27 protein-coding genes, 1 tRNA gene and 3 pseudogenes are annotated in these 26,702 nt (G+C 75.1%); 16 read left to right on the top strand and 15 right to left on the bottom strand.

The annotated features are described in order from the left end of the window. Window positions 1-38: 38 nt before the first annotated feature. On the bottom strand, window positions 39-698 hold the full coding sequence (locus E3Z34_RS17535) for a helix-turn-helix transcriptional regulator (RefSeq protein WP_158288547.1): 660 nt from the start codon (window positions 696-698) through the stop codon (window positions 39-41). 32 nt (window positions 699-730) lie between these two features. Continuing rightward, on the bottom strand, window positions 731-1,156 hold the full coding sequence (locus tag E3Z34_RS17530) for a hypothetical protein (RefSeq protein ID WP_158288546.1): 426 nt from the start codon (window positions 1,154-1,156) through the stop codon (window positions 731-733). Window positions 1,157-1,197: 41 nt separating this feature from the next. On the opposite strand from E3Z34_RS17530, the gene E3Z34_RS00290 reads away from it, so the two are divergent. Next, a complete protein-coding gene (locus tag E3Z34_RS00290) occupies window positions 1,198-2,328 on the top strand; it encodes a lycopene cyclase family protein (protein ID WP_134771988.1) in 1,131 nt (376 codons plus the stop codon). A 20-nt stretch (window positions 2,329-2,348) separates the two neighbouring features. Here the strand turns inward: E3Z34_RS00290 and E3Z34_RS18380 are convergent, their stop codons facing one another. From E3Z34_RS18380 to E3Z34_RS00240, 11 genes and pseudogenes are all read right to left on the bottom strand, one after another. Then, the gene (locus E3Z34_RS18380; RefSeq protein WP_238695270.1) at window positions 2,349-3,236 is read right to left on the bottom strand and encodes a polyprenyl synthetase family protein; all 888 of its coding nucleotides are present in this window, start codon (window positions 3,234-3,236) and stop codon (window positions 2,349-2,351) included. A gap of 335 nt (window positions 3,237-3,571) precedes the next feature. Continuing rightward, window positions 3,572-4,024 (bottom strand): annotated as a pseudogene (idi, locus tag E3Z34_RS18375) (isopentenyl-diphosphate Delta-isomerase); the annotation flags it as partial. A gap of 179 nt (window positions 4,025-4,203) precedes the next feature. Then, window positions 4,204-5,526: a glycosyltransferase gene (locus E3Z34_RS00280; RefSeq protein ID WP_134771987.1), complete on the bottom strand. Its 1,323-nt coding sequence runs from the start codon at window positions 5,524-5,526 to the stop codon at window positions 4,204-4,206. Then, window positions 5,523-6,869 (bottom strand): glycosyltransferase, encoded by a 1,347-nt coding sequence (locus E3Z34_RS19325; protein WP_134771986.1) that lies wholly within the window; start codon window positions 6,867-6,869, stop codon window positions 5,523-5,525. The genes E3Z34_RS00280 and E3Z34_RS19325 overlap by 4 nt, the downstream gene beginning before the upstream one ends. A 34-nt stretch (window positions 6,870-6,903) precedes the next feature. Further along, window positions 6,904-7,446 carry a pyridoxamine 5'-phosphate oxidase family protein gene (locus tag E3Z34_RS00270; protein WP_134771985.1) on the bottom strand — a complete coding sequence of 181 codons (543 nt, stop codon included), beginning with the start codon at window positions 7,444-7,446 and terminating at the stop codon, window positions 6,904-6,906. A gap of 124 nt (window positions 7,447-7,570) precedes the next feature. Further along, window positions 7,571-7,993, bottom strand: a complete 423-nt coding sequence (locus E3Z34_RS00265; RefSeq protein ID WP_134771984.1) for a hypothetical protein — start codon at window positions 7,991-7,993, stop codon at window positions 7,571-7,573. Window positions 7,994-8,141: 148 nt separating this feature from the next. Further along, on the bottom strand, window positions 8,142-9,167 hold the full coding sequence (locus E3Z34_RS00260) for an exodeoxyribonuclease III (protein ID WP_238695269.1): 1,026 nt from the start codon (window positions 9,165-9,167) through the stop codon (window positions 8,142-8,144). Window positions 9,168-9,263: 96 nt separating this feature from the next. Then, complete coding sequence (locus E3Z34_RS00255) at window positions 9,264-9,653, bottom strand: DUF2237 family protein (protein WP_134771983.1); 390 nt, start codon at window positions 9,651-9,653, stop codon at window positions 9,264-9,266. 62 nt (window positions 9,654-9,715) lie between these two features. Continuing rightward, window positions 9,716-10,489, bottom strand: coding sequence for a serine hydrolase domain-containing protein (locus E3Z34_RS00250; protein ID WP_158288545.1), 774 nt, complete (start codon window positions 10,487-10,489; stop codon window positions 9,716-9,718). Beyond that, window positions 10,486-10,992 (bottom strand): serine hydrolase domain-containing protein, encoded by a 507-nt coding sequence (locus E3Z34_RS00245; RefSeq protein ID WP_158288544.1) that lies wholly within the window; start codon window positions 10,990-10,992, stop codon window positions 10,486-10,488. The genes E3Z34_RS00250 and E3Z34_RS00245 overlap by 4 nt, the downstream gene beginning before the upstream one ends. Before the next feature lie 162 nt (window positions 10,993-11,154). Then, window positions 11,155-11,784, bottom strand: coding sequence for a maleylpyruvate isomerase family mycothiol-dependent enzyme (locus E3Z34_RS00240; RefSeq protein ID WP_134771980.1), 630 nt, complete (start codon window positions 11,782-11,784; stop codon window positions 11,155-11,157). 130 nt (window positions 11,785-11,914) lie between these two features. Here E3Z34_RS00240 and E3Z34_RS00235 point away from each other — a divergent pair, with 130 nt between their 5' ends. From E3Z34_RS00235 to E3Z34_RS00215, 5 genes are all read left to right on the top strand, one after another. Continuing rightward, window positions 11,915-12,358, top strand: coding sequence for a MarR family winged helix-turn-helix transcriptional regulator (locus tag E3Z34_RS00235; protein ID WP_238695268.1), 444 nt, complete (start codon window positions 11,915-11,917; stop codon window positions 12,356-12,358). Between the two features lie 32 nt (window positions 12,359-12,390). Then, entirely contained in the window at window positions 12,391-13,275 is an 885-nt protein-coding gene (locus tag E3Z34_RS00230; protein ID WP_134771979.1) for a hypothetical protein, read from the top strand. Between the two features lie 136 nt (window positions 13,276-13,411). Further along, window positions 13,412-13,705, top strand: coding sequence for an ArsR/SmtB family transcription factor (locus E3Z34_RS00225; RefSeq protein ID WP_134774645.1), 294 nt, complete (start codon window positions 13,412-13,414; stop codon window positions 13,703-13,705). A 1-nt stretch (window position 13,706) separates the two neighbouring features. After that, a complete protein-coding gene (locus tag E3Z34_RS00220) occupies window positions 13,707-14,192 on the top strand; it encodes an SRPBCC family protein (RefSeq protein ID WP_134771978.1) in 486 nt (161 codons plus the stop codon). Window positions 14,193-14,235: 43 nt separating this feature from the next. Beyond that, a complete protein-coding gene (locus tag E3Z34_RS00215) occupies window positions 14,236-15,186 on the top strand; it encodes an NAD(P)/FAD-dependent oxidoreductase (protein ID WP_134771977.1) in 951 nt (316 codons plus the stop codon). Here E3Z34_RS00215 and mgrA read toward each other — a convergent pair whose 3' ends face one another. After that, window positions 15,187-16,218, bottom strand: coding sequence for an L-glyceraldehyde 3-phosphate reductase (gene mgrA / locus E3Z34_RS00210; RefSeq protein WP_134771976.1), 1,032 nt, complete (start codon window positions 16,216-16,218; stop codon window positions 15,187-15,189). 87 nt (window positions 16,219-16,305) lie between these two features. Here mgrA and E3Z34_RS00205 point away from each other — a divergent pair, with 87 nt between their 5' ends. The 9 genes and pseudogenes from E3Z34_RS00205 to pknB all read left to right on the top strand — a co-directional run bounded on the left by E3Z34_RS00205 (window position 16,306) and on the right by pknB (window position 25,554). After that, window positions 16,306-17,256: a diacylglycerol/lipid kinase family protein gene (locus tag E3Z34_RS00205; protein WP_134771975.1), complete on the top strand. Its 951-nt coding sequence runs from the start codon at window positions 16,306-16,308 to the stop codon at window positions 17,254-17,256. A 101-nt stretch (window positions 17,257-17,357) separates the two neighbouring features. Next, window positions 17,358-17,441: transfer RNA gene (locus E3Z34_RS00200), tRNA-Leu, on the top strand. A gap of 198 nt (window positions 17,442-17,639) precedes the next feature. Further along, on the top strand, window positions 17,640-18,551 hold the full coding sequence (locus tag E3Z34_RS00195) for an FhaA domain-containing protein (protein WP_134771974.1): 912 nt from the start codon (window positions 17,640-17,642) through the stop codon (window positions 18,549-18,551). Next, complete coding sequence (locus E3Z34_RS00190) at window positions 18,551-19,018, top strand: FHA domain-containing protein FhaB/FipA (protein ID WP_134771973.1); 468 nt, start codon at window positions 18,551-18,553, stop codon at window positions 19,016-19,018. The genes E3Z34_RS00195 and E3Z34_RS00190 overlap by 1 nt, the downstream gene beginning before the upstream one ends. A 3-nt stretch (window positions 19,019-19,021) precedes the next feature. Beyond that, the gene (locus tag E3Z34_RS00185) at window positions 19,022-20,611 is read left to right on the top strand and encodes a PP2C family protein-serine/threonine phosphatase (protein WP_134771972.1); all 1,590 of its coding nucleotides are present in this window, start codon (window positions 19,022-19,024) and stop codon (window positions 20,609-20,611) included. Beyond that, window positions 20,602-21,990 (top strand): annotated as a pseudogene (locus tag E3Z34_RS00180) (FtsW/RodA/SpoVE family cell cycle protein); the annotation flags it as partial. The gene E3Z34_RS00185 and the pseudogene E3Z34_RS00180, both read left to right, overlap by 10 nt. Before the next feature lie 7 nt (window positions 21,991-21,997). Then, window positions 21,998-22,339: pseudogene (locus E3Z34_RS20010) on the top strand (penicillin-binding protein 2); the annotation flags it as partial. Window positions 22,340-22,510: 171 nt separating this feature from the next. Then, complete coding sequence (locus E3Z34_RS19620; protein ID WP_338043758.1) at window positions 22,511-23,455, top strand: penicillin-binding transpeptidase domain-containing protein; 945 nt, start codon at window positions 22,511-22,513, stop codon at window positions 23,453-23,455. Next, window positions 23,452-25,554 (top strand): Stk1 family PASTA domain-containing Ser/Thr kinase, encoded by a 2,103-nt coding sequence (gene pknB / locus E3Z34_RS00170; RefSeq protein ID WP_134771970.1) that lies wholly within the window; start codon window positions 23,452-23,454, stop codon window positions 25,552-25,554. Before E3Z34_RS19620 ends, pknB begins: the two co-directional genes overlap by 4 nt. Before the next feature lie 9 nt (window positions 25,555-25,563). Here the strand turns inward: pknB and E3Z34_RS00165 are convergent, their stop codons facing one another. Further along, the gene (locus E3Z34_RS00165; RefSeq protein ID WP_134771969.1) at window positions 25,564-26,319 is read right to left on the bottom strand and encodes a DUF881 domain-containing protein; all 756 of its coding nucleotides are present in this window, start codon (window positions 26,317-26,319) and stop codon (window positions 25,564-25,566) included. A 63-nt stretch (window positions 26,320-26,382) separates the two neighbouring features. On the opposite strand from E3Z34_RS00165, the gene E3Z34_RS00160 reads away from it, so the two are divergent. Then, window positions 26,383-26,646, top strand: coding sequence for a cell division protein CrgA (locus E3Z34_RS00160; RefSeq protein WP_134771968.1), 264 nt, complete (start codon window positions 26,383-26,385; stop codon window positions 26,644-26,646). The last annotated feature ends 56 nt before the right edge of the window (window positions 26,647-26,702 follow it).

Genomic DNA, 26,702 nt, shown 5'->3' with positions numbered 1-26,702 from the left:
TGCCGTCGCCAGCGGCTCGGGCGTCGTAACCCGTCCGCTCAGGCGTCGTGACCCGGGGCGAGGTGCGCGACGCACAGCGTCGGCGTGACGAAGGGCTCCAGCCGCTGCACGACCCCGGCGCTCCCGAGCACCCCCTCGATCAACCCCAGGTGGACCGAGCAGGGCAGTGTCCGGTCCTCGCGGGACAGGGCCAGGAAGGGGCAGTGGTGGACCCGCAGGACCGTCGCGTCCTCCCCGCCCAGCAGCTCGGGGGAGAACCCCTCCGACGTCTGCAGCGCAACCAGACGGTCGAGGGCACCCTCCCAGTCCTCCGCGCTGGCGGAGCCGGCCGCTCGTCCCCACGCACGACCCGCCTCCCGCGCCACCTCGGCCGCGTCCTGCGTCGACCCGGCCAGTGCGGTCCCCAGCACCCGGGCGATCAGTGCGTAGTTGTCCCGTGCCTCGTCCGGCTCACGCCGCGCCACGTAGGTCAGCGGCGGACGCCCTGGGCGGTCGGGCACCCCCGGCTGCTTGTGGACCAGCCCGTCGGCGAGCAGCTGGTCCAGGTGGAAGCGGACCGTGTTGTCGTGGAGCCCGGTGAGCCCGGCCAGGTCCTTGATACCCAGCCCGTGCCGGGTCGCCCGCAGCGCCCCCAGGATGCTCGCCCGGCGCTCACCCGCCCGGCCACGAGCAGGACGGGAGGGTTCGCTGGCCGACATTTGTCCAGCATACGTCGGGAAAACCCGGACGTTCAGGCCGAGACGGGAGCTCCACCCTCCTCCGGCATCCGGTGCCGGTAGGTCCACGACGTGAGCGCGGTGCCGAGCATGGTGAGGAGCACCCCGAGGAAGATGTGCAGCGCCCGGTGGCCGCCGAGCTCGCCGAGGGTGGCCTGCACGGTCACCGCCACGGCGACGGCGAGTGCCAGACCGACGTTGACCGGGCCCGCGGAGCGGCGGAGCACGACATACACGATCGCGGAGAGCACGGCGACGACCAGCGTCACCCAGGCCCCGACCCGGTGGTGGTCGAGGTAGCGTCCCTCCCCGCCGAGGAACGCCGAGGCCCAGCCGGCCTGGGCGATGAGGCAGCTCAGCAGGACGGTGGCGGCGCTGCGCAGCCAGATGAGGTGGGGGTGCGGCAGGGCGGGGAGCCGCGTCCGGAGTCCGTGGTTCATGCTGCTCCTTCCGGGACGTAGGGTCGGGCCAGGAGGTGCCCATGGTGGACGTGGCGGTGGTCGGGCTGGGCCCGGCCGGTCGGGCCCTGGCCTCGCGCTGCGCCGCGCGGGGCCTGTCGGTGCTCGCCGTCGACCCGCGCCCGGAGGCGGTGTGGACCCCGACGTACGGCCTCTGGGTCGACGAGCTGGGCCCGTTGCCCGGGACGGTCGTCCGGGCGCAGGCCGCCGAGCCGGAGCTGCGGGCGCGGGGGGTGCACCCGCTGGGGCGGGGGTATGCCGTGCTCGACAACGCCGCGCTCCAGGCGGCGCTGCCGCTCGAAGGGGTGGAGGTGCGCACCGGGCGGCTGGACGACGCGGAGGTCTCGGCCCTGCGGGGGGAGGCCCGGGTGGTGGTCGACGCCCGCGGGGCCCGGCCGGAGGGGCTCTCCGCGGACGACCCGGCCCCGATGCAGACGGCCTACGGGATCGTCGTGACGGAGCACGACGCGCTGCCGGCCCTGCAGGGGGCCGAGGCGCTGCTCATGGACTGGCGCACCGACTGGTCGGCGGAGGACGAGCCGCGGCAGACCCCGACCTTCCTCTACGCGATCCCGGTCGGGCAGGGTCGGGTGCTGCTCGAGGAGACCTGCCTGGCCGCCGCCCCGGCGCTGCCCGTCGAGGAGCTCAGGGTGCGCCTGCGTCGGCGGCTCCTGGCCCGCGGCGTCGACCCGGGTGCGATCGACCGGCCCCTTGACCGCGAGATCGTGCGGATCCCCATGCGCGGGCGCGACCGCCCGCCGCCGGACGGGGTGCTGGCGGTCGGGACCGCCGGCCGGGGCGGGCACCGGGTGACCGGTTACTCCGTCGCGCACTCGCTGCGGCGGGCCGACGAGGTGGCCCGCGCCCTGGCCGCCGGCGAGCCCCCCGCCGAGGTTGACCCGATGGACACCGCCGAGCGGATCCGCGAGGTCGGGCTGCGGGCGCTGCTGCGGCTGGACCCCCGGGGCACGCTCGAGCTCTTCGAGGCCTTCGGGCGCCTGCCCCGGGAGCGGCAGCGCGACTTCCTCTCCCGCGACGCCGGGCCGGCGGGCCTGGCCGGCGCGATGTGGGGGATGTTCGCGAGCATGCCCGCCGGGGCCCGGGTCGAGCTGGCGCGCGCCTCGCTCGGGCCACCTGCCCTGCTGCGCCGCTGAGCACCGGCCGGTCGCGCGGCTCACGACGAGCGCCAGGCCACCTTGCGGGCGGTGCGGCACAGGCCGTCGATGCCCTCCGGCGTCAGGGTCGACCCGTCGAGGGCCGCCTCGGCCGCCTCGATCTCGGCCGCGATCCGGTCCTCCACCTCCTGGCGCACCCCGGCCTCCTCGAGGGCCGCCTGCAGCAGCGGCACGTCCTCCTCGCGGGCCTCCGGGGTGCCCACGCGCTCCATCGCCGCCGCGGGCGCGCCGGTGAGCCGCTCGGCGCCGAGCACCCAGATGAGCGTGGCCTTCCCCTCCCGCAGGTCGTCCCCGGAGGGCTTGCCGGTGAGCTCGTGGTCACCCCATACCCCGAGCACGTCGTCCCGCCACGCGAAGGCGCGCCCGAGGTGCCAGCCGAAGCGGGCGAGCGTCTCGCGCTGGTCGGGGGTCGCGGCGGCGGCCAGGGCGCCCAGCTGGAGGGGTCGCTCGATCGTGTAGGAGCCCGACTTGAGGGCGGCCACCGACTCGGCGTGGGCGAGGTCGGTGCGCCGGCCCGCCGCGCCGGTGAGGTCGGCGCGCTGCCCGACGATGAGCTCGAGGTTGAGCTCGTACCAGTAGTCGCGCATCTCCGGCGGCAGCGTGTGCACGAGGCGGTCGGCCTCGCTGTGGGCCAGGTCGCCGAGCAGGAGCGCGATGTTCTCGCCGAAGCGGTCGGCGTCGCCGTGCGCGCCGGTCGCCCGGTGCCGCTGGGCGGCGACGACGTGCGCGGAGGAGCGGCCCCGGCGCTCGTCCGACTGGTCCATGACGTCGTCGTGCAGCAGCGCGAAGACGTGCAGGGTCTCCAGGGCCGCCGCGCGGCGCGGACGACGTGCTCGTGGTGACGGGTGCCGAGCCGGCCACCGCCGGCGACGAAGCCCCAGTGGCACATCTGGGGGCGCAGGCGCTTGCCGCCGCCGACGAGCAGCCGCTGGAGCCACTCCGGGAGGTCGCCGGGGTCGTCGCCGAGCACGTCCGGGCGACCGGCGGGGGCCATCGAGCCCCAGACCTGACGGATCCAGGTCAGCTGGGAGGTGAGCAGGTCGTCCACCGCCTGCAGGGTCGCCTCGGGCGAGGTGGACGCGGTGGACGCGGTCGCCGGTATGGCGGCCCGGTCGCCGGAGGTGCCGGGCGTGGTCGCGGGGGGCGGCAGGAGCACCGGCGCGGCCTCCAGCCGGGGGACCTGCAGGGCCGACCAGGGGCTGAAGACGCCCGGGGTGGAGCGCATCGAGGTGACCAGACCCTCCCAGGTCACCCAGGCGTGCTCGCACACCTCCTCGGGGTCGGGCCGCAGCTCACCCTCGATCCGACCGACCAGCACGGGGCACAGCTCGTGCTCGACGATCCCGCTGGCGTCGACGGCGCGGTAGCGGAAGTTGGGCAGCACGACCTGCAGGTCGCGCACCTCGACCCCGAGCTCCTCACCCAGCCGCCGGCGGACGGCGTCGGTCAGCGGCTCCCCGGGGCGCGGGTGCCCGCAGCACGCGTTCGTCCACACCCCCGCCCAGGTGACCTTGCCCAGCGCCCGCCGGGTGATGAGCACCCGTCCCTCGTCGTCGAAGAGGTAGAGGGAGAACGCCTGGTGCAGCGGGGTGTCGGTCGTGTGCACGGTGGTGCGGGGGGCGGTCCCCAGGGGCGTCCCGTCGTCGTCCACGAGGACGACCTCGTCCACCGTCATCGTTCCTCCGCGTCCCTGTCTCGTCAGCGCCGTCATCGACCTGATCGCCCGCTGCCGTCCGCGGTGCCGCCCCGAGCTCGTCCGTCCATGTCGCCCTTCGTCTCCGCACCGGCCGCGCCGGCCTCCTCGACCGTGCCGGTCGCCCGGTCGCGGCGACGACCCTGCCTGGTCGCCTGCTCCTAGACTTTCACAGCCGCCGCCACGAGCGCGGCACCGTCCCGGCCCGGGTCGCGGGTGGCGAGCGAGGCGGCGATCCGGGCGGCGCCGGCGCGCAGGCCCGGGTCCGAGGCGGCGCGCTCCACGGCCCGCCGCAGGCGGCGGGGGTCGCGCGCCGGTCCTGCCGAGGGAAGGTGCAGCCCCGCCCCGGCCCACTCGACCCTACGGCCGATGTCGGCCTTCTCCTCGGTGCGGCCGACCTGGACGACCGGCACACCGTGCGCGAGGGCCAGGAGCGACCCGGTCCAGCCCCCGTTGGTCACCATCACCCGCGCGTGCCGCAGGACCGGCTCGTAGGGCACGAACCGCTCCACCGCGACCCGGCCCCCCACCAGGCCGGGGCCGCCCAGGTCGGCCGGGTCCCCCGCACCGGTCGTCACCACACCGGGGAGCCCGGCCTGCCGCAGCACGCTCACCACCGGGGCGAGGAGCTCGGCGGGGTCGGCCCGCAGCGTGCCCTGCGTGGCGAGCACGAGACCGCCACCGGGGGCGGTCGTCCCCGCACCGTGCGTGCTCGTGCCGGCGCTGGGGGCGGTCGTCCCCGCACCGCCCGAGTCCTCGCCCACGACCTCCCCCCACCACGCGGGCCGCACCCACCCCGCTGGCACGGGCGGCCGCAGCGCACCGACGAAGTGGACGTGGTCGGGCAGCGCGACCCGGGGGTACTCCAGCTCCGGGGCCCCGCAGTGCAGGTGCAGGAGCGGGGAGAGGGCCGCCTCGAGGACCGGCCGGGTGCTGACCGGGAGTCCGAGCTCGGCGCGGAGCGCGGCATACCGTGCCTGCGCCCGGCCCATGACCCCCCGGCGGCTGGCGGCCTGGACGACGGTGTTGCGCCAGACCCACGGGCGCGGCGTCCGGTAGGGCAGGCCCGCGCCGAACGGCGGGGTCAGCTCGTCCGGGAAGTGCAGCGGCCCGTCGCCGAAGGTCACCCACGGGACGTCGAGGCGCTCGGCGGCCAGGGCCGCGGCATACCCGAGGGAGTCGGTGAGCACCCCGTCGGGGCGCAGCGTCCGGACCAGCTCCAGGGTGGGGGCGAGGCGGGCGCCCGCGTCCTCCAGGAGCCACGCGTAGCGGCCGGCGACCTCCCGCAGGCGTCCCCGCGCGGGGACGAAGGGGCGGGTCGGGCCGGTACCCCAGCGGCGGGCGGGGGCGTGCGCCGCGACGTGGCTCAGGTCGTCGGCGACGCCCCAGTGCACCTCGGCCCCGCGCGCGGCGAGGCCCTCGAGGAAGGGGACGGTGTTGACGGTGTGGGCGTAGATCGGGCTGCTCAGCGCCAGGATCCTCACCGGGCCGCCCCCGCTCTGTCCCCCGTCGCCGCCAGCTCGTCCACGGCCCGCCCCAGGCCGTCCTCGGCCGCCAGGAGGTGCGCCGCCCCGGTGGCGGCGCGGGCGTAGGAGGGCTCGGTCAGCACGTCCAGCAGCGCCTCGGACAGGGAGCGCACGGAGGCCCGGGTATGCGGCACCGCCAGCGGCCCGAGCCCGGCCCGGTGGACCTGGCGGCCGTAGTGGGGCTGGTCGCCCAGGCGGGGCACGACGAGCTGCGGCCGCCCCGCGGCGGCTGCGGCGTGCGTGGTGCCCGAGCCTCCGTGGTGGACCACCGCGCGCACCCGGGGGAGCAGGGCCCGGTGGTCGACGTCGCCGACGACGAGGACGTCCGGGGGCGCGACGTGGTGGGACGAGCCACCGGCTGGCGGGCGGGGGCCTGGGGCGGCCTCGTGCACCTGCACGACGGCCGGGGAGCCGACCCGGGCCGCGACGGCGGCGAGCTGGGCGACCTCCTCCTCGGGGTCGACCTGGGCCAGGCTGCCCACGCTGAGCAGCACGGCGTCCGGGTGGTCGTCCAGCCAGCGGTCGACCTGCTCCGGCAGCGGCCGGACCGGGTGCGGGTCGTCCCACCACCCGGTCTGCACGACGTCCGGGGAGGGGTCGGGGTCCAGGACCGGGCTGGTCGAGAGCAGCGGGGGCGCGGGCGGAAGCGGGGGGTCGGCGGGCGCGACGTCGGCCCACCGGCGGGCCTGGGCGCGCCCGAGCGCCGACGACAGCCCCTGGGTGAGGCTCCACATGAGGCTCTGCCGGCCCGCCTCGACCGGCTCGGGGAGGAGCGCGGAGATCCCGGTGCGCCAGGCGGAGGTGCCGGCGGTGTGCGGGAGGAGCGGGGCGTGCAGGGCGAGCCGGGCGGGGAGGCCGGCCCGGCGCAGGACGGGCACGAGACCGGCGGCGGCCAGACCGCATACGACCAGGTCAGCGGTGTCCTCGGGCGTCGCGCCGTCCGCCGCGGGAGGGGCGAGCAGCGGCGAGAGCCCGGCGGCGATCTCCTCGGCGTGCCGGGCCAGACGGGTGCGGGTCTGCTGGTACATCGCGCCCGGGTGGGTCAGCGCGAGGCTGCGGGCGAGCGGGGACGGCCACCACATCGCCTCGGCGGCGGGCGGGCCGACGACGAGCGGCCGCAGACCGGCCGCCGCCACCACGTCCTCCCCGTCGGCCAGCACGGCCACGACGGGGTCGTCCCCGCGTCGCCGCAGCGCCGACCCGAGGCGGACGAGGGGCTCGACGTCACCGCGGGTCCCGATGCCGACGAGGAGCACCCGACGGCCGACGCCGGCCCCGCCCGGATCGTCGACGAGAGTCACCGTGCGGGGCCGGAGGTCGTCTGGGGGAGGGGCGTCAGGGCAGCTCGACGACCGTCGAGGAGCCGCCGTCCTGGTCGTCCTTGCGCCCGGTGAGCGCCTTGACCGTGCTCACCGCGGTGCCGACGAGCGACTCGCCGCCCCAGTAGTGGGCGGTGTCGCCGTTGACGCGCAGGACGACGTTGTCGGGGTTGTCCGGGCCGCCCTCCATGAACATGTCGGCGCCCTTGGACCACAGCCGCTCCACGAGGGCGCGGTCCTCGACGAGGGTGGCCGTGCCGGCGAGCGAGACCCAGGCCTTCATCGAGGAGTAGGCGACGTTGACGCGCGGGTCGGCGCGGACGTCCGCGGCCACGGGGCTGCTCCGGCGCACCAGGAAGAGGACGTCGCCGTCCTCCTCGGCCACCTGGGTCGAGAGGGGCCGGCTGGTGAGCCGCCCGCCGGCGTCGCTGGAGTCGACGGTGGTGACCATCGCGATGTCCATGCCCGAGATGAGCTCGTGCACCTTCTGGACGTCGGCCGGGTCGTCGCTGACGCGCACCGGGTCGGCGGGGCTGGTGTCGTGCTCGTGCTGGCTCATCGCTCTCCTGGTGCCGGTGACCCGCGGCGCCGGGGGTGGCGCTGGGGTAGATCCCCAGGCTAGTGCCCCGGCAGGGGGCACGCAGGGCCGGTCGGACCGCGGGTCGTGGTGGGGCCGCGGGTCGTCAGACGCCGCCGTCGAGGACGTCCCGGTCGGCGGGGATGGCGTCGGGGTCGTCGCCGCCCACCATGTCCCGGTCGTCCGGCCCGCGGCCGTCCACCCCCTCGCCGCTCAGGTCGTCCGCGCCGCCGAGGATGCCCTCCGGCTCGGGCGCGCCGTACGCGGTGCCCTCCTCGGGCTCCTCCTGGGCGATCCGCTGGTCGATCGTCTCCTCCTCCCGCTCGTCCGGGAACTCGGAGTGGATCGGCATCTTGTCCGGCGGGCTCCACGGGACGTCGTCGGTGGCGGTGGGGTCGTCGAGGTTGACGTCCGCGACCTCGCGCTGCTCCTCGGTGCGGTCCAAGGCACCGAAGCCGTCGCGGTCGGGCTGGTCCTCCCGGTGGTGGTGGTGGGTGTCGGGCCGGTCGTCGAAGGGCTGGTCGCTCATGGCCCCCACCGTGCCCCCTCGCGCCCCCCGCAGCAACCGGACGCGAGTTCCTGCCACACCGGACGCGCGTTCCTGACGGTTCTCCACAGGCCCCGCCACCCCCACCCCGACCGGACGCGCGTTCCTGACGCTTTTCCACAAGCGGGCCTCAGCCGTCCCAGGCGTAGTCGACCGTCACCGCCCCGTGGTCACTCATCCGCACCCCGGTCGCGGACTCCCGGTCGACGTGGGTCGAGACCGCACGCCGGGCCAGGCCCGGCGTCGCCAGCTGGTAGTCGATGCGCCACCCCTGGTCCCGCGCGTAGGTCCCCCCGAGCCAGCTCCACCAGGACCACGGGCCGGGTCGGCCGGGGTGGAGACGACGGACGACGTCCACGAGCGTGCGGGGACCGAGCTGGGCGTCGAGCCAGGCCCGTTCCTCGGGCAGGAAGCCCACGGCCTCCCGGTTGCGGCGCCAGAAGAAGAGGTCGAGCTCGGTGTGGGCGATGTTGAGGTCCCCCAGCAGGAGGAACTCCCGCCCGCGCGCCCGCGCCTCCCGTCGGGACCGGGCCAGCTGGCGCCCGAAGGAGTCCAGGAACCGCATCTTCCGCGCGTGCCGCGCCCCGCCGTCCGGGGCCTCACGCATCCTCCCGGCCTCCTGCAGGTGCGCGGGCAGGCCCCCCTTGGGCAGGTAGAGGCTGGCGACGGTGACCGGGCGGTCCGCGAGGTCGACCTCGAGGTAGCGCCCCTCCTGCGCGAACCGGGCCAGCCCCCGCGCCAGCCCGGGTTGCGCGCGCGGTGCGGGCGGACCGGCGGGGGACGGCATACCCGCCTCGTCGTGGGACCGCCCCACGTGCACCGACGGGCCTCCGGGTGGGCGCAGCACGACCGGAGCCCCCCAGGTGCGGACGGCCGCCGGAGGCTCCCGGGTCAGGACGGCGACGCCGTTGCGGCCGGCCAGGGTGCCGGGGTCGTAGGCCAGGTGGCGGTCGCCGAAGACGCCCTCCGGCAGCGCCTCGGGCGGGCAGCGGACCTCCTGCAGCGCCACGACGTCCGGGTCGGTCGTGGCCAGCCAGCTCTCGAACCCCCGCCGCTGGGCGGCCCGGATCCCGTTGACGTTGAAGGTCGCGATCCGCAGCACCGGGTCAGGGTATGCGGCTCCCCGCCGCGGGCGGGCGGCCGCGTCATACCCCATCGGGGCACTTCCGGTCTGCGCCTGTGGACAACCGTCACGAACCCACGTCCGGTCCGTCACGAACGCGCGGCCGGTGTGGCAGGAACGCGCGTCCGGTCAGCCGGCGGTGAGGTCGGAGATGTCGTCGGGGACGTCGACGGCGAAGGGGCGGAGCACCTCGAGGGGGACCACCGCCAGCACGGACTCGTGCGTGCTGGCCAGCACGACGGGGGCGGCGGCCCCGGCCTGGTAGGCCTGCAGCCAGCGGACCGCGACGACGCACCAGCGGTCGCCGGGCCGCAGGCCGGGGAAGGACCACTCCGGGCGCGGCGTGACCAGGTCGTTGCCGACCGCCACCTGGTGGCGGAGGAACTCCTCGGTCATCACCGCGCAGATCCCGTGCACGCCGTGGTCCTCCGGGGTGACCTCGCACCGCCCGGCGCGGGTGAACCCGGTCATCGGGTCGGTGCTGCACTCCTGGAGCTCGCCGCCGAGCACGTTGCGCATGGCGCCGATTCTGGCAGCCCCGGGCCACCCCGGGAACCCCTGGTCGTCGACCACCGCCCCGCTCAGCAGGTGGCGAGCAGCGCCGGCACCAGCAGGTCGCCGACGTCCCACCGCGGCACCAGCGCCGACAGGTCGCGTCCGGTCGCCCCGATCGCGATCTGCCGCGTGCCGTCCGCCGACCCCAGGACGATGCTCAGCGTGCCGAAGCTCGCGCCGTCGTGGCCCCACAGCAGCTGCGGGTCCTCCGGGGTGGAGCAGGGGTCGAGGACCGCGTAGACCCCGAGCCCGTAGAAGCCGCTGGCCGCCGTGGGCGTGAGCATCTCCTGCAGGACCTCCGGCCCCACGAGCTCCCCGGTGAGCAGCGCCTCGTTGAACGCCGCCAGGTCCGCCGTCGTGCTCACCACCGCGCCCGCGTGGGAGAAGACGTCCGGGTCGAAGCCGTCCAGGTCCCACCAGCCGCCCTCCCAGGTCTCGCCGACCCACGCGTCCTCGCGGAGCACCGGCCCGTTCAGCCCCGGCTCGTCGGGGTAGGACGAGTGCCGCATCCCGGCCGGGCCGAAGACGCGCTCGCGCAGCAGGTCCTCCACGCTGCGCCCGGTCGCCTCCTCCACCAGCATGCCGAGCGCGACGTAGCCGGCGTTGGAGTAGACGAACTGGCCCGGCGCGGTCCAGGGCACGTCGTTGATCGCGTCGATGTGCTCCTGGTCGGCGTAGTCCCGGCCCAGGGCCTCGAGCTGCTGCTCCAGCGAGGTCGGGTCCTCGATGTGGCGGAGCAGCAGCTCGAGGGAGCCGTTCGGGGCGCCGGAGGTGTGCTCCAGCAGCTGGCGGATCGTCACCCGCCGGGTGGTCCGGGAAGAGCCCGGGTATGACGTCCTCCACCAGGGTGTCGAGGGTCCAGGTCCCGGCCTCGACCTCCTGCAGGGACCAGGGTGGCGACCATCGTCTTGGTGTTGCTGGCGACCCGGAAGCGGTCCTGCCAGCCGGCGGGGGCGGCGCGGCCCCGGTCGCGGACTCCGGCCGAGCCGCGCCAGCTCAGCTCGGGGGTCTCGACCCGCACGGTCACTCCGACCGCGCCGTCGGCGACCGCCTGCGCCATCCCGGCGTCCAGCGCGTCGGTGACCGGCGTGGACCGGCCGGGCGGGGTGCCCTTGACCCGCAGCCGGTCCTTCTGCTCGCTCGCCTGCTCGACGGCACGCCATACCTGCTGGCGCAGTTCCTCGTCGGTGTGCCCGGCGGCCCCGGGGCGCCCGGGGGCCGCCCCCGCGGTCGGCGCGAGCAGCGCCGCGGCGAGCAGGCCGGTGATCCCGGTGACGGACACGGTGCGGGCGGTGCGGTGCATGACGATGTTCCCCTCGGAGTCGGACGTCGTGCCCCCATCCTCGGCAGGGCCGGACGCCGCGGTCATCCACCGCGGGGGCGAGATCGCGCCTCCGTCGCGCGGGGGAGAGGCCTCACCCGGCGAGCCCACCTCCGGCGGACCGGCCCGGAGATGGGTATGCCGTCAGGCCCGCGCCCGCTCCAGCCCGGCCCCGTGCACCCTCGCCCGGTCGACGGGCCGGCCGCACAGGAGCAGGAGCAGCTCCTCGGCCGGGCCCTCGACCCGCGGGCCTCGCTCCGGCCCGATCGACCAGTCGGTGTCGGTGGCGACCAGCCGCAGCCGGCGCACCGGGGCCCCTCCCATGAGCGCCGCGAGCGTCCGGGCCCGGCGCCCGGCGACCGGCACCGCCTCCACCGGCATCGCATGGTGACGACCGACCGGCCGCAGGATGTCCTGGGTGTGGACCAGCACGTCGATCAGCGGCTCGACGTCGGTGACCGTCGCCGGCCCGCGCCGCACCGGTGCCCACCGCTCGAAGTCGGCGAGCAGCTGCTCGGTCGGCACCGCCCCCCGCCGCAGCGCGTCCCGCAGGATCATCCCGTTGTAGCCGTGCCGGACCATCGAGGGCAGCAGCCGCGCGGTCGCGCGCCAGGTCATCTGGGGCGAGGAGATGACGTGGGCGGCCACGTCCTTGACCGTCCACCCCTCGCACAGGGAGGGCGTGGCCCAGTCCTGCTCGGTGAAGGTGGCCAGCTCGGCGGCCAGGGCCTGCCGTTCGCCGACGATCGTGTCCCAGAGCTGCTCGCGGTCCATGGCTCGACCTGCCTGTCGTACGATAATCTGACCATTATATGGTCAGTCTGACTGACCATCCCTGTCAAGAGTCCGGTGCCAGGGCCCCTCGCCCGAGCCAGCGCCAGGACCGTGCGCCGAGGAGGAGACCGTGCCGCTGGGGACCCCGATGCTGATGTTCGTCGCCTACCGGCACGCCGAGCAGCGCATCCTCGACCACCTGCACGAGCGGGGCTTCGCCGACCTCACCCTGGCGCAGCTGCGGATCGCCGCGCGGCTCGACGAGGGGGGCAGCCGGCTGACGACCCTGGCCGCCTCCGCGCAGGTCACCAAGCAGACCGCCGGCTTTCTCGTGGACCAGCTGCAGCGGGCGGGCTACGTCGAGCGCCGGCCCGACCCGACCGACGCCCGCGCCCGTCTCGTCGTGCTGGCCGGGCGCGGACGGGCGGCGGGGGCCGCGGCCCGGGAGATGGAGGCGCGGCTCGACGCGGAGTGGACCGCGCACCTGGGCCCCGCGCGGATGGCGGCGCTGCACGAGGCGTTGGGCTCGCTGCGGGAGATCACCGACCCGTTCGCCGGCACGCGCGCCGACTAGGTCCACCCCGGCCCGGCGGGCAGGATGGGGCCATGAGCTACGACATCTCCCTCTACCCGCGGACCCCCGGCCAGGACTGGGACAGCGTGATCGAGGCCGACCAGCAGGAGGGCCCGGAGATGGACCGGGCCCAGCTGGACTCCGGGGTGGCGACCTTCCGGCGGATCGAGGCGCGTCTGCGCGAGCAGCTGACCGAGCCGGTCGAGGTCTGGGTGGCCGAGGAGACCGACGGCGACGTCGTCGGCGAGCTCACGGCGCTCGACAGCGGCATGCAGGTCGAGCTCTACGACCGGTCCGCCTCCGTCAGCTTCCCCTACTGGGGGCGCGAGGACCTGCCCGCCTTCCACGACCTGGTCCGCCGCACCGTCGCCATCGTCGCCGACGAGACCGGCTACCAGGCCTACGACAACCAGACCGGGTCGACCTTCGACGGCACCTTCGACGACCAGGCCGGTCGCGAGCTCACCCGTCGGCTGGGCGCGGAGGGCGCCGGACCGGGGTCGGGCGGCATGACCGAGGGGTATGCGGCGGGCGCCGGTGACGGAGCGGGGCCGGGCGGGGCGGGGTTCGGCGCGACGGGCGCCGGCGAGGGCGGCGCCGACGGCGCGACGGACGCCACGGCTCCCGGTGCGGCGCCGGCGCAGCCCGACCCACGACGTTCGCCGAGGACGCTGCGCCGCCGGGGCTGGCTCTACGTCATCATCGGCCTGGTCCTCACCGTCTTCGGCCTGCAGCGCTGGCTCGCGGGCGACACCGGCGTCCTCACGTGGTTCGTCCTGGGCATCGGGGCCTTCGACCTCATCGGTGGCTGGCTGATGTTCCAGCTCGCACGTCAGGCCGCCCCGGAAGAGCCCGGTGCGAGCGCCGGCGGTCCCGATCATGGTGGTCCCGACACCCCGGGCCTGAGCCGGCCCTGAGCCGGTCCTGACGGGAGCCGGGGCGGCCATCCACGACTGTCCCGGGTGGGTCGCCCCACCGACCTCTTGACAACATACAACCACTCGGTTGTATGTTGTCCCCGTGGACGGGACGAGCGAGGAGCGCGCGGACGCGATGTTCCACGCCCTGTCCGACCGCACCCGGCGCGACATCCTGCGCCGCGTGCTGGCGGGCGAGCACTCCGTCTCCGCCCTGGCGGCGCGCTACGACATGAGCTTCGCCGCGGTGCAGAAGCACGTCGCCGTGCTCGAGCGGGCCGGCCTGATCACCAAGCGTCGCGCCGGCCGGCAGCAGCTGGCCAGCGGCGACGTGGAGGCCGTCCGCTCCGTCACCTCGATGCTCGCCGAGCTCGAGGACATCTGGCGCGGTCGCATCGACCGCATCGACGCACTCCTGGAGGAGACCTGACATGCCCGTCACCGACGTCACCATCGACCCCGACACCCGCACGATCACCATCACCGCGCACTTCGCCGCCCCCGTCGAGCGGGTGTGGGCCCTGTATGCCGACCCGCGTCAGCTCGAGAAGGTGTGGGGCCCGCCGACGCACCCCGCCACCTTCGTGGACCACGCCCTGGAGCCCGGCGGCCGGATGACCTACTACATGACCGGCCCCGAGTGGGAGCGCTACGGCGGGTGGTGGGAGGTCACCGAGGTCGACGCGCCCCGCCGCTTCAGCTTCCGCGACGGCTTCGCCGACGACGACCTCCGCCCGGTCGAGGACATGCCGGTCTCCGTCAGCACCTACACCTTCGAGGAGGCCGACGGGGGCACGCGGGCGGTGTACGTCTCGGTCTACGACAGCGCCGAGGCGCTGCAGCAGGTCGTGGACATGGGCGTGCAGGAGGGTGCCACCGGGGCGCTGAACCAGATCGACGACCTGCTGGCCGCCTGACCCCGGCGTGCGTGGCGGGCCCGGGCAGGGCAGCATCGCCCCCATGACCGACAGCGCACGCGACACCGACCCGCCGGAGCACGAGGTGGTCGTGGTGGGCGGCGGGCCCGCCGGCCTGCAGGCCGCCCTCACCCTCGGCCGCGTCCACCGCGACACCGTCCTGGTGGACGCGGGGCAGGGCCGCAACGCCCCCGCCTCCCACCTGCACAACCTCATCACGAGGGACGGCACCGACCCCGCGGAGTTCCGGCGGCTGGCCCGGGAGGAGCTGCGGGCCTACCCCACCGTCGAGGTCCGGGAGGGCCGGGTCACCTCGCTGCGCCCTGCGGAGGGGACGACCGGGGAGAGCGGGCGCACGGCATACCTCGTCGAGCTCGAGGACGGGACCAGCCTGCGGACCCGGTGCGTGATCCTGGCGACCGGGGTGCGCGACAGGCTGCCCGAGATCCCCGGGATCGCGGAGCTGTGGGGCGACCTGGTGGCGCAGTGCCCGTTCTGCCACGGGCACGAGTTCGCCGGGCGACGGGTCGCGATCCTGGGCGCGGAGCCGGCGACCCACCTCGCGGGGATCCTGCGCCCGGTGGCCGCCGAGCTCGTGGTGCTCACCCACGGCGAGGAGCCGCCGGCGGACCTGCCGTCGTTCGTCACGACCGTGCGGACCGAGCGGGTCACCGGCGTCGGCCGCGCGGGCGACGGCCTGGAGGTGCGGCTGGCCGCCGGGGACCCCGTCCGGGTGGACGGGCTCTTCACGCCGACGACGATGCGCCAGGCCGCGCCCTTCGCCGAGCAGCTGGCGCTGGGGCTCAACGAGTCGGGCTGCACGCGCGTCGACGAGAGCTGCCGGACCAGCCTGCCCCGGGTCTACGCGGCCGGCGACATGGCCCACGTCGAGGCCCTGCCGATGCCGATGACCTCAGTGGCCCAGGCGATCGCCTCCGGGATGCTGGCGGGCTCCACCGCCGTCAAGGACCTCGTCGAGGACGAGATCGGCTAGTCAGCCCACCCGGGCGCCCTGCCACAGGTCGATGCCGGCGTCGACGGCGTGGGCGTCGATGCGCTCCAGCTCCTCGGCCGACAGCTCGAGCCGCTGCAGGGCGGCGACGTTCTGCTCCAGCTGCTCGGGGCTGCTGGCCCCGACGAGCACCGAGGACATCCGCGGGTCGCGCAGCGTCCAGGCGAGCGCCAGCTGGGCGAGGGTCTGCCCCCGCTCGCCGGCGATGGCGTCCAGGGCGCGCAGGTGCTCGACGACCTCGTCGGTGATGAGGTCGGTGGACAGGCTCTTGCCCTGGGTGGCGCGGGAGCCCTCGGGCACCCCGTCGAGGTACTTGCTGGTGAGCATCCCCTGCGCCAGGGGCGAGAAGGCGATGCAGCCCGCCCCGACCTCCTCCAGCGTGTCGAGCAGCTCCTCCTCCTCGGTCCAGCGGTTGAGCATCGAGTAGGACGGCTGGTGGATGAGCAGCGGCGTGCCGAGGTCGGCGAGGATCGAGGCCGCGCGGCGGGTGTCCTGCGCCGAGTAGGAGGAGATGCCGACGTAGAGCGCCTTGCCCGAGCGCACGATCGCGTCCAGCGCCCCCATCGTCTCCTCGAGCGGGGTCTCCGGGTCCGGCCGGTGGTGGTAGTAGATGTCGACGTAGTCCAGGCCCATCCGGCGCAGCGACTGGTCGAGGCTGGCGACGAGGTACTTCCGCGAGCCGCCCACCTGGCCGTACGGGCCCGGCCACATGTCCCACCCGGCCTTGCTGGAGATGACCAGCTCGTCCCGCAGCCCGGCGAAGCTCCGGCGCAGGTGACGCCCGACGTTCTCCTCCGCGGCGCCGTAGGGCGGGCCGTAGTTGTTGGCGAGGTCGAAGTGCGTGATCCCCAGGTCGAACGCCGTCCGCAGCACCTGCTCCTGGCGCTCGAAGGGCACGTCGTCGCCGAAGTTGTGCCACAGGCCCAGGCTCACGGCGGGCAGGTCGAGGCCGGAGCGGCCCACCCGGCGGTAGAGCATCGAGTCGTAGCGGGAGGGGGAGGGGGTGTACGTCATACCTCCCAGTGTGCCGTGGCCGGCCGTCGCCGGCCCCGTGACGGGGGCGGGGCGTAGGCTCGGTCCGAGGCTGCACCTGGAGGCAACGTGAGCACCGACCGCCCGGTCCTGGTCCTGGCGAGCCCCGGTGCCGGCACCGCGCACGACGACGTGGTGGACCGGGTATGCCGTGCGCTCGCCGCGCGCAGCCCGTCCGGGACGCAGGTCCTAGCGCCGGCGACGGACGAGGAGTATGCGGCGGCGGTCGCCTCCGCCGAGGGCCGGGACGTGGTCGTGCTGGGCGGGGACGGCTCGGTCCACCGGCTGCTCCAGCAGCTGGCCGACCTGGACCTGCTGAGCCGGTGCGGGGCCGTCGGGGTGGTGCCGATGGGCACGGGCAACGACCTGGCCCGCGGGGCGGGCCTCCCGCTGTCCCCGGACGCGGCGGCGCAGGTCGCGCTGTCGGGGCGCCCGGCGGCCCGAGGGCTGCTCCGGGAGCCGGGCGGGGCGGTGGTCGTCAACGCCGTCCACTGCGGGGTCGCTGCCGAGGCGACCGCGCACGCGGCCGAGGTCAAGGGGGTGCTGGGGCGGGCGGCGTACCTCGTCGGTGCGCTGCGCGCGGGTCTGACCTCGACCGGCTGGCAGCTGCGGGTCGTGGTCGACGGGGAGGTGGTGGCGGACGGGTCCGAGCGCGTCCTCATGGTGAGCGTGGCGGTGGGCTCCTCGGTCGGGGGCGGCACCCCCATCGCGCCCGGCGCCGACCCCGGGGACGACGAGGTCGAGGTCGTCGTGGCGCTCAGCGCCACCCCGTGGGCCAGGATCGGCTTCGCCCGGGACCTGCGCAGGGGCCGGCACACCCGCCGGTCCGACGTCGTTACGACGCGGGGGCGGGAGGTCCGCGTCGAGGCGCGCACGCCGCAGGACGCCTTCCGGGTCAACGCCGACGGCGACGTGGAGGACGACCGGTCGCTGGACCGGACGTGGCGGCACGAGCCGCGCGCCTGGACGCTGCGGGTGCCGGACGGCCGGCACCCCCACCGACCGGACGCGAGTTCCTGACGGACCGGACGCGAGTTCCTGACAGACCGGACGCGCGTTCCTGACAGACCGGCGGCGATTTCGGGGCCAGGTCGCCCCCGTGCTAATGTTGCCCGGCACTCGCGCGAGTGGCGGAATAGGCAGACGCGCACGGTTCAGGTCCGTGTGCCCGAAAGGGCGTGGGGGTTCAACTCCCCCCTCGCGCACACAGGAACGGTCCCGGTCAGAGCACTCTGACCGGGACCGTTCGCGTTGGTGTCGAGGCCGGTCCACCGCCCGGGCCCGCCCCTCACCGGGCGGGGCGGGGCGCAGGTCGGCCTGCAGGCTTCTGCCAGCGCCGGACAGTACGATCCAGTGGGGCAGGAGTGACGCCCTGCCGGCACCAACCGACCAGGAGGAGCGCCGTGGGAGTCTTCGACAAGCTCGAGCGGGGGCTCGAGCGTGCCGTCAAGCAACCGTTCGCGCGGGTCTTCAAGGCCGAGGTCCAGCCGGTCGAGATCGCCTCGGCGATGCGCAGGTCGATGGACGACCGCGCCGCCGTCCTGGGCCCGGGCCGCACCATGGTCCCCAACGTCTTCACCATCGAGCTGGCCCCCACCGACTTCGAGCGGCTGGACTCCTACGACCGCGCGCTGACCGACGAGCTGGTCGCCGCGGCGGAGGACCACGCCGACGCCCAGCGGTATGTCGCGCCCGGCCCCTTCGAGGTCCGGCTGGTCTCCGGCGACGACCTGGAGACCGGCATCTTCCGCGTCCGCCCGGCCGCCAAGGACGGTCGCCAGGGACGGGGCGGGGGCAGCGCCCGGGAGTATGCCGACGCCTCCCGCGAGCTGGACCGCCGCCGGCAGCAGGGCGGGCCCGCCGACCCGCGCGGCGCGGCCCGGGGTGCGGACCCGATGGCCGCCTACCGGCCCGAGCGCGGCGCCGCCGCGGCCGGTGCGGCAGGTGCACCGCTGGTCGAGCGCACCCGCGCCGTCGACGCCGGCGGTGACGCCGCCCCCCGCCGCCGACGTTCCTCCGGCAGCTCGCCGGTGACGCTGGAGATCGAGGGCAGGCGCATCCCGCTGACCGGGGCCGTCACCACCCTGGGCCGCGACGAGGGCTGCACCGTCGTCGTCGACGACGCGGGCGCCTCCCGCCGGCACGCCGAGATCCGGATCAGCCACGACGGTCCGCACCTGCAGGTGGTCCTGCGCGACCTCGGCTCCACCAACGGCACCTACCTCAACGGCGAGCAGGTCGGGAGCGAGGAGCTGCGCGACCGCGACCGGATCACCATGGGCCGCACCCACATCGTGGTCCATTTGGAGGGGTGATGGGCGAGCTCACGCTCAACCTCATCCGGCTGGGTGTCGTCGTCCTGCTCTGGGCCTTCGTCTTCTCGGTCGTGGGTGTCCTGCGCGGCGACCTCTACGGCACCCGGGTGCTCAGCCGCAACGCCGGCCCGCCCCGCTCCCGGGAGTCACGGGGGGAGCGACGCCAGCGCCGCGACACCCCCACCCGCCTCGTGGTCACCGAGGGCCGGCTGCGTGGCACGACCGTGCCCCTGCACGACGCCGGCGTGCTCATCGGGCGCAACCCGGAGTGCTCCCTGGTCCTCACCGACGACTACGCCTCGGGGCGGCACCTGCGCATCTACGCGGGGGCCGGCGCGTGGTACGCCGACGACCTGGACTCGACCAACGGCACCGAGGTCGACGGGCGGCGGATCACCACCGGCGCCCGCCTGGACCCGGGGGCCCAGATCCGGATCGGGCAGACCGTCATCGAGCTGCGCCGCTGATCCATGCCGACCTTCGTCGCCTTCCGCTACGCGGCCCGCACCAACGTCGGGCTCGGCAGCAAGTCCCGCAACGAGGACTCCGCCTACGCCGGGCCCGAGCTGCTGGTGCTGTGCGACGGCATGGGCGGGCACGCGGCCGGCGACGTCGCCTCCTCGCTCGTCATCGGCGAGCTGGTGCACCTCGACGGGGAGTCCCACGGCGCGGACGACGTCCTCGACGTGCTGGGGCAGGCGCTGGAGGAGGCCAACGACCGGCTCGCCGACGTTATGGAGGTCTACCCCGACTCCGACGGCATGGGGACGACCTGCATCGCGATGGTCCGCAGCGGCAGCAAGCTGGCCGTCGCCAACATCGGGGACTCCCGGGCCTACCTGCTGCGGGCCGGCCGGCTGACCCGGATCACCAAGGACCACTCCTTCGTCCAGAAGCTGCTCGACGAGGGCCGGATCACCGAGGACGAGGCCCTGCACCACCCGCAGCGCTCCCTGGTCACCCGCGTCTTCACCGGGCGGCCCGAGGACCAGCCGGACCTGTCGCTGCGCGAGGTGCGCACCGGCGACCGCCTGCTGCTGTGCAGCGACGGCCTCACCGACTACGTGACGGAGGAGACCGTCGGCGAGCTGCTCCGGCACCCCGACCGCACCCCCGGCCAGGTGGCCGACAGCCTCATCCAGACCGCGCTGCGGGCCGGCACGCGCGACAACGTGACGGTCGTCGTCGTGGACGTCGTCCCCTCCGGCGACGGCACCACCCGGCCGCAGGTCGTCGGCGCCGCGAGCGAGCGCCGCGGCACCCAGGTCATCAGCCCGCCCACCCCGGCCGAGAAGGCCGCCCAGCTCACCCGGGAGGCGAGCGGCCGGGCCGAGCCGCCCGACGCCCCGCTGCTGGCGGAGGAGCAGACCCGGCCCTGGGTGCGGGCGCTGCGGGCCTCCGTGGTCTCGCTGGCGGTGCTGGCGGTGCTGGGCGCCGGTGGCTGGGCGGGGTGGACCTGGAGCCAGCAGCAGTACTTCGTCGGTGAGGACGAGGGGCAGGTCACCGTCTTCCGCGGCCTGTCCCAGGACCTGGGGCCGCTGTCCCTGTCCACCGCCGAGGAGCGCACCGACATCCGGGTCGAGGCCCTGCCGGCGTACTACCGCGACCAGGTCCGGCGCACGCTCAGCGCCGACGACCGCGCCGGCGCCGACCGCCTCGTCGAGGACCTGCGCGCCCTCGCCCGGGGCGCCTGCTCCCCGATCGTGCTGCTGCCCGACGGGTCCACCACGACCGCCATCCCCGACGACCTGGCCCTGCTGACCGCCGACAGCCTGGCCCGCGCCCGGGCCCTGCAGGAGGAGGAGGACGCCGCCCGCGACGACGTGGCGACCACGACCGGTGCCACCGCCGGCGACCTCGCCGCGGGCACCGCCGACGTGGACGAGATCATGCGCCGGGCGCTCGAGGTCGGGCTGGGGCCCCTGGCCGGCGACCTGGGCACGGACCGGGCCGGCGGCACCGCATACCCGACGCCGTCGGCGACCACCGACGCGGCGACGCCGACCCCCACCTCGCCCGTCGGCACCGCCGTCGTCGTCTGGCCGGAGGGATGCCCGTGAGCACCGCCACCACGCCGTCCCCGTCGACGGTGACCAGCTTCCGCGTCCGCAGCGGCCGCACGCTCGAGCTGGTGCTGCTCCTGCTGGCCGTGGGCATCGTGGCGCTGGCCTACGCGAACGTCAACCTCGCCGTCGACGGGGTCATGCCCGCGGACGCCTGGTGGCACGTGGGGATCTTCGGGGGCTTCGCCCTGTTCCTCCACGGGGTCCTGCGCTGGCGGGCCCGGTATGCCGACCCGCTCCTGCTCCCGCTGGCCACCCTGCTCAACGGGCTGGGTCTGGTGATGCTCCACCGGATCGACCTCGTCGACGTCGCGGGCGGCACCGAGGGGGTCGCCTCCCGGCAGCTCATGTGGACCGGCCTCGCCGTCGTCATCGCCGCCGCCGTGGTGGTCGTGGTGCGCGACCACCGGCTGCTGCGGCGCTACACCTACATCGCGATGGCCGCCGGTTTCGTCCTGCTGCTCCTGCCGATGCTGCCCGTCATCGGGCGGGAGGAGAACGGCTCCCGGCTGTGGATCAGCGTCTTCGGGTTGTCCTTCCAGCCCGGTGAGCTGGCCAAGATCGCGCTGGCGATCTTCTTCGCCGGCTACCTCGTCACCACCCGCGACGCGCTCTCTCTCGTGGGCCGGCGGATCCTGGGGCTGCAGCTGCCGCGCGCCCGCGACCTCGGCCCCATCCTGGTCGCGTGGGCCCTGTCGGTGCTCATCCTCGTCCTGCAGCGCGACCTCGGCTCCTCGCTGCTCTTCTTCGGCCTCTTCGTGGCGATGCTCTACGTCGCGACCGAGCGGACCAGCTGGATCGTCATCGGGATCTCGCTCTTCCTCGGCGGGGCGGTGCTCGCCTGGCGGCTCTTCGACCACGTGCAGCGCCGGGTGACCCTCTGGCTCGACCCCTTCGCCCCCGAGCAGTCCGACCAGATCGCCAAGGGGTTGATGGGCCTGGCCCACGGCGGGATCTTCGGCTCCGGCCTGGGGCAGGGGTATCCCTACATCACCTACTTCGCCGGGAGCGACTACATCGTCGCCAGCTTCGGCGAGGAGCTCGGGATGATCGGGCTCTTCGCCCTGCTCGCCCTCTACGCCCTGCTCGTCGAGCGCGGGCTGCGGACGGCCATCGGCTCCCGGGAGGGCTTCGGCAAGCTGCTCGCGGTCGGGCTGTCCTTCACCATGGCCCTGCAGATCTTCGTCATCGTCGGCGGCATCACCCGGGTCATCCCGCTCACCGGTCTGACCACGCCCTTCCTGTCCGCCGGGGGGTCCTCGCTGCTGGCCAACTGGATCATCGTGGCCCTGCTGCTGCGGATCAGCGACCACGCCCGGCGCCCGATCTCCGAGCGCCGGCAGGACGCGAGCATCGACCGCGCCCAGGCCGCGGAGGGGGGCGATGAACACCCCGATCCGTCGCCTGGCCGTCGTCGTGCTGGCCATGTTCACCGCCCTGATGGTCGCCACGACCTGGATCCAGTTCGTCCAGGCCGACGACCTGCGGGAGCGGCCCGGCAACCGGCGCACCCTCATCGACAGCTACAGCCGCGACCGGGGGGCCATCCTCGTCGACGGGACGGCCGTGGCCCGCTCCGAGCGGGTCGACGACGAGCTGGAGTGGCTGCGCGTCTACGACAGCCCCAACCGCTACTCCCACGTCACCGGCTACCACTCCTTCACCTACGGCGCCGGCCAGGGGTTGGAGCGCGCACGCAACGCCGTGCTCGCCGGCACCGACGACAGCCTCTTCTACCAGCGGCTCGTCGACGTCGTCACCGGCCGCCCCACCGCCGGGGCCACCCTGGAGCTGACGATCGACCCGGCCGTCCAGGACGCCGCCGTGGCCGCGCTCGACGGACGGCGCGGCGCCGCCGTCGCCATCGACCCCCGGACCGGCGCCATCCTGGCGATGGTGAGCCGCCCGGCCTACGACCCCAACGCGCTGTCCAGCCACAACCTCACCGCCGTGGATGAGGCCTACCGCGCGCTCGAGGCGGACCCGGAGCGTCCGCTGGTCAACCGCGCCATCGCCGGCGACCTCTACCCGCCCGGCTCGGTCTTCAAGCTGGTGACCGCGGCCGCGGCCCTGGAGAGCGGGGACTTCACCCCCGACACCGAGCTCGAGGGCCCGGTCACCTACACCCTGCCGGGGACCAGCACCACGCTGCCCAACTTCGGCGGGGCCGCCTGCGACCCCGAGGACCGACCCACCCTGGCCGAGTCGGTGCAGGTGTCGTGCAACACCTCCTTCGCCTGGCTCGCGGGCGAGCTCGGCGCCGACGCGCTGCGGGAGCAGGCCGAGGCCTTCGGCTTCGGCCAGACCCTGCAGGTGCCGATGGACGTCACCGCCTCGTCCTACCCCGAGGGCATCGACGACGCGCAGCTCGCGCTGACCGGCATCGGCCAGCACGAGGTGCGGGTCACCCCGCTGCAGGTCGCGCTGATCTCGGCGGGCATCGCCAACGACGGGGTGGTCATGACCCCCTACCTCGTGGACACCACCCGCAACGCCGACCTCGAGGTCATCGACCAGACTGACCCGCGCACCCTGGGCCGGGCCGTCTCCGGGTCGACGGCGCAGGCGCTGACCGAGATGATGCAGCTGGTCGTTGAGCGCGGCTCCGGGCAGGGCGCCGCGCTTCCCGGGGTGCCGGTGGCGGGCAAGACGGGCACGGCCGAGTTCGGCACCAACGGCGCCGCCCACGCCTGGTTCACCGGCTTCGCCCCGGCCGACGACCCGCAGATCGCGGTCGCGGTCGTCGTGGAGTCGGCCACCGACAACTGGACCGGCGAGACCGGTGGAAGCGTCGCCGCACCGGTGGCGCGGGCCATGCTCGAGGCAGGAGTGGACCGATGAGCGACCCGGACCGGACGCAGGCGACCCCCCGCCTCGAGCCCCAGGAGCCGCGCACGCTCGGCGGCCGCTACGAGGTCGGCGAGCTCGTCGGCCGCGGCGGGATGGCCGACGTGCACGTGGGCCACGACCTCCGGCTCGGCCGCACGGTGGCCATCAAGATCCTGCGCACCGACCTCGCCCGCGACTCCTCCTTCCTCGCGCGCTTCCGCCGGGAGGCCCAGGCCGCGGCGGGCCTGTCCCACCCCTGCATCGTCGGGGTCTTCGACTCCGGCGAGCAGCTCGTGGCCGACCAGGGCGGGGGCGCGCCCCTGCACGTGCCCTACATCGTCATGGAGTTCATCCACGGGTCCACCCTGCGCGAGCTGCTCAACGAGCGCGGCCCGCTCGACCCGGACGAGGCCGCCCGCATCACCGCCGCGGTGCTCTCCGCCATGGAGTACGCCCACGAGCGCGGGCTGGTGCACCGCGACATCAAGCCGGCCAACGTCATGGTGACCGAGGCCGGGGCCGTCAAGGTCATGGACTTCGGCATCGCCCGGGCGCTGGCCGACACGGCCGCGACGATGACCCAGACGCAGGCGGTCATGGGCACCGCCCGCTACCTCTCCCCCGAGCAGGCCCAGGGCCTGGACGTCGACGGCCGGTCCGACCTCTACTCCGTGGGCTGCCTGCTCTACGAGCTGCTCGCCGGGCGCACCCCCTTCCAGGGCGACCCGGTGTCGCTGGTCTACCAGCACCTCGGGGAGGCCCCGAAGGCCCCGTCGACCCACGCCAAGCTGCCCCAGGCCCTCGACGCCGTCACGCTGCACGCGCTGGAGAAGCGACCCGAGGACCGCTACCAGAGCGCCGCGGACTTCCGCGCCGACCTCAACGCCGCCCGCGCCGAGGAGCCGGTGTCCGACGCCGCGCTGGCCACCTACCAGCGGGTCCTCGGCATCGGGGCCGCGGGGGCCGGGGCGGCGGCGATCGCCCGCTCCCAGGACGCCGGGGCCACCCAGGCCGTCCCCGCGGGCGGGGGCGGGTGGGCCGAGACGCCCAGGACCTCCCCGGCCGACCAGCTGGACGCGACCGGCAGCCCGCTGGCGGGGATGGGGGCCGCGCCGGTCGCCCGCCCGGCCGTGCGCGACGACGGCTACGAACGCACCGACGAGCTGCCGGTCCGCGAGCGCCGCCACCGGGGGGCGCTGCTGCTCCTGGGGGCCATGACCCTGCTGGCGATCGCCGGTATGGCGTGGGTCCTCTTCCTGGTCTTCGGCCCGGACGACGACCCGGGGCCCGACATGGTCGTGGTCCCCTCCACGATCGGGCGGCCGGAGGCGCAGGCCCGGACCGTCCTGACCAGCGCCGGCTTCACGGTGGACGCCTCGGAGCGGGCCAGCGACGAACCGGTGGGCAACGTCGTCGAGCAGGACCCGCCCGGCGGGGAGGCGCCCCGGGGGTCCGAGGTGCTCCTCGTCATCTCCTCCGGCCCGGACGCGCGGGCGATCCCGTCGGTGCAGGGCATGGAGGAGCAGGCGGCCCGGGACACCCTGGAGCGGGCCGGCTTCACCAACGTCCGGGACGAGGCGGAGGAGGAGGACGACCCCGGCTGGGAGGAGGGCCGGGTCATCTCGACCGACCCCGAGGCCGGTGAGGAGGTCCGGCTCGACGCGGAGATCGTGCTGACCGTCTCCTCCGGCCAGGTGGAGGTCCCGGACGTCGTCGGGGAGGACCAGACGACGGCCGCGATCATGCTCGACGAGCAGACGCTCACCTTCACCATGGAGCAGGTCCGGACGTCCGAGGCCGAGCCGGGCACCGTCATCGCGCAGTCGATCGACGCGGGGGAGGTCGTCGACCAGGGCACCGAGGTCGTGCTGACCGTCGCCCTCGAGCCGATCCAGACGGCGACCGAGACGGTCCGGGAGACGGTGACCCAGCCGGCGCCCGAGCCGACCCCGGACCCCACGACCCCGGAGCCGACGACGCCGGAGCCCACCACCCCGGAGCCCACGACCCCCGACCCGACCACGCCCGAGCCCACCACCCCGGAGCCCACCACCCCCGAGCCGACGGATCCGGACCCCACCATCCCCGAGCCGCCGCCGGACGACGAGTGAGGTCGGCGCTCAGCCCTCCCGGATGACCCGGGCGTGCTGCGGCCGGGACGTCCCGGCGAAGGCGGGGAGCTCGGTCTCGCCGAGCTCCTCCACGGCATACACGAGCCCGACCGCGTCGGCCCACGCGCGGTAGGTCGTGACGACCGGGTCCGCGTCGAGGGCGGCGAGCATCTCCTCGGGGTCGCCGACGGCGGTCACGGTGTAGGGCGGGGAGTAGACGCGGCCCTGCAGGTAGAGCGTCGCGCCGACGCACTGCACCGAGCTGGTCGAGACGATCCGCTGGTCCATGACCATGACGGCCTCGGCGCCCCCGGCCCACAGCGCGTTGATGACGCCCTGGAGGTCCTGCTGGTGCACCACGACGTCGTCCACCGAGTAGCCCTCGGGGATGGTGGCGAGGGTGTAGCCGGCGTCGTCGAGGGTCACCGACACCGCCGGGCCGCTCACCCTGGCCAGGCCCACGCCGGCGGCCAGCTCGTCGGTCTGCTGCAGGATGCGGCCGGTCCGACTGCTCGCCCACTCGGCCCGCAGGGCGGCGACCTCGTCCCCGATCCCGTCCGCCTGCTCGGCCAGCTCCTGGACCTGCTGGTCGCGCTGCTGGATGAGCTCGACCAGGTCGGTGGGCGAGCCGTCGCGGTCCTGCCGCGCCAGGGCCGCGCTCGTGCCGAAGAGGATCCCGGCGAGCAGGCACACGACCGTCACCCCGACGACCCGGGCGCGCTGGCGCCCGGTCCTCGGGGCCCGGTCGGGAGCGTCGGAGTCCATCCGGGCCAGCGTATCCGCGTATCCTGACCGGAACCACCGACCGGCGTTCCAAGGAGATCCCCCGTGCCCGAGTCCCGCGGACGAAAGGGTGCCCGTCAGCGGGCCCAGCGCACCAGCGAGGTCGCCCCCCAGACCCAGAGCCTGCCGAGCAACCCGTCGTGGTACGTCCCGGTCATGACCGGGCTGATGATCCTCGGGGTGCTGTGGGTCGCCACCTTCTACATCAGCAGCGGAGCGCTGCCGATCGGGTCCATCGGCTACTGGAACCTCGGGATCGGGATGGGGCTGATCATGGTCGGCTTCGTCATGGCCACCCGTTGGCGCTGAGTTATCCACAGGTTGTCCCCAGTATGGGGATAACTACACGGGTGTAACTCGCACCC

Origin of the sequence: Ornithinimicrobium flavum, assembly GCF_004526345.1 — a bacterium.
GTDB lineage: Bacteria > Actinomycetota > Actinomycetes > Actinomycetales > Dermatophilaceae > Ornithinicoccus > Ornithinicoccus flavus.
This window is presented reverse-complemented; position numbering and strand designations above follow the sequence as displayed.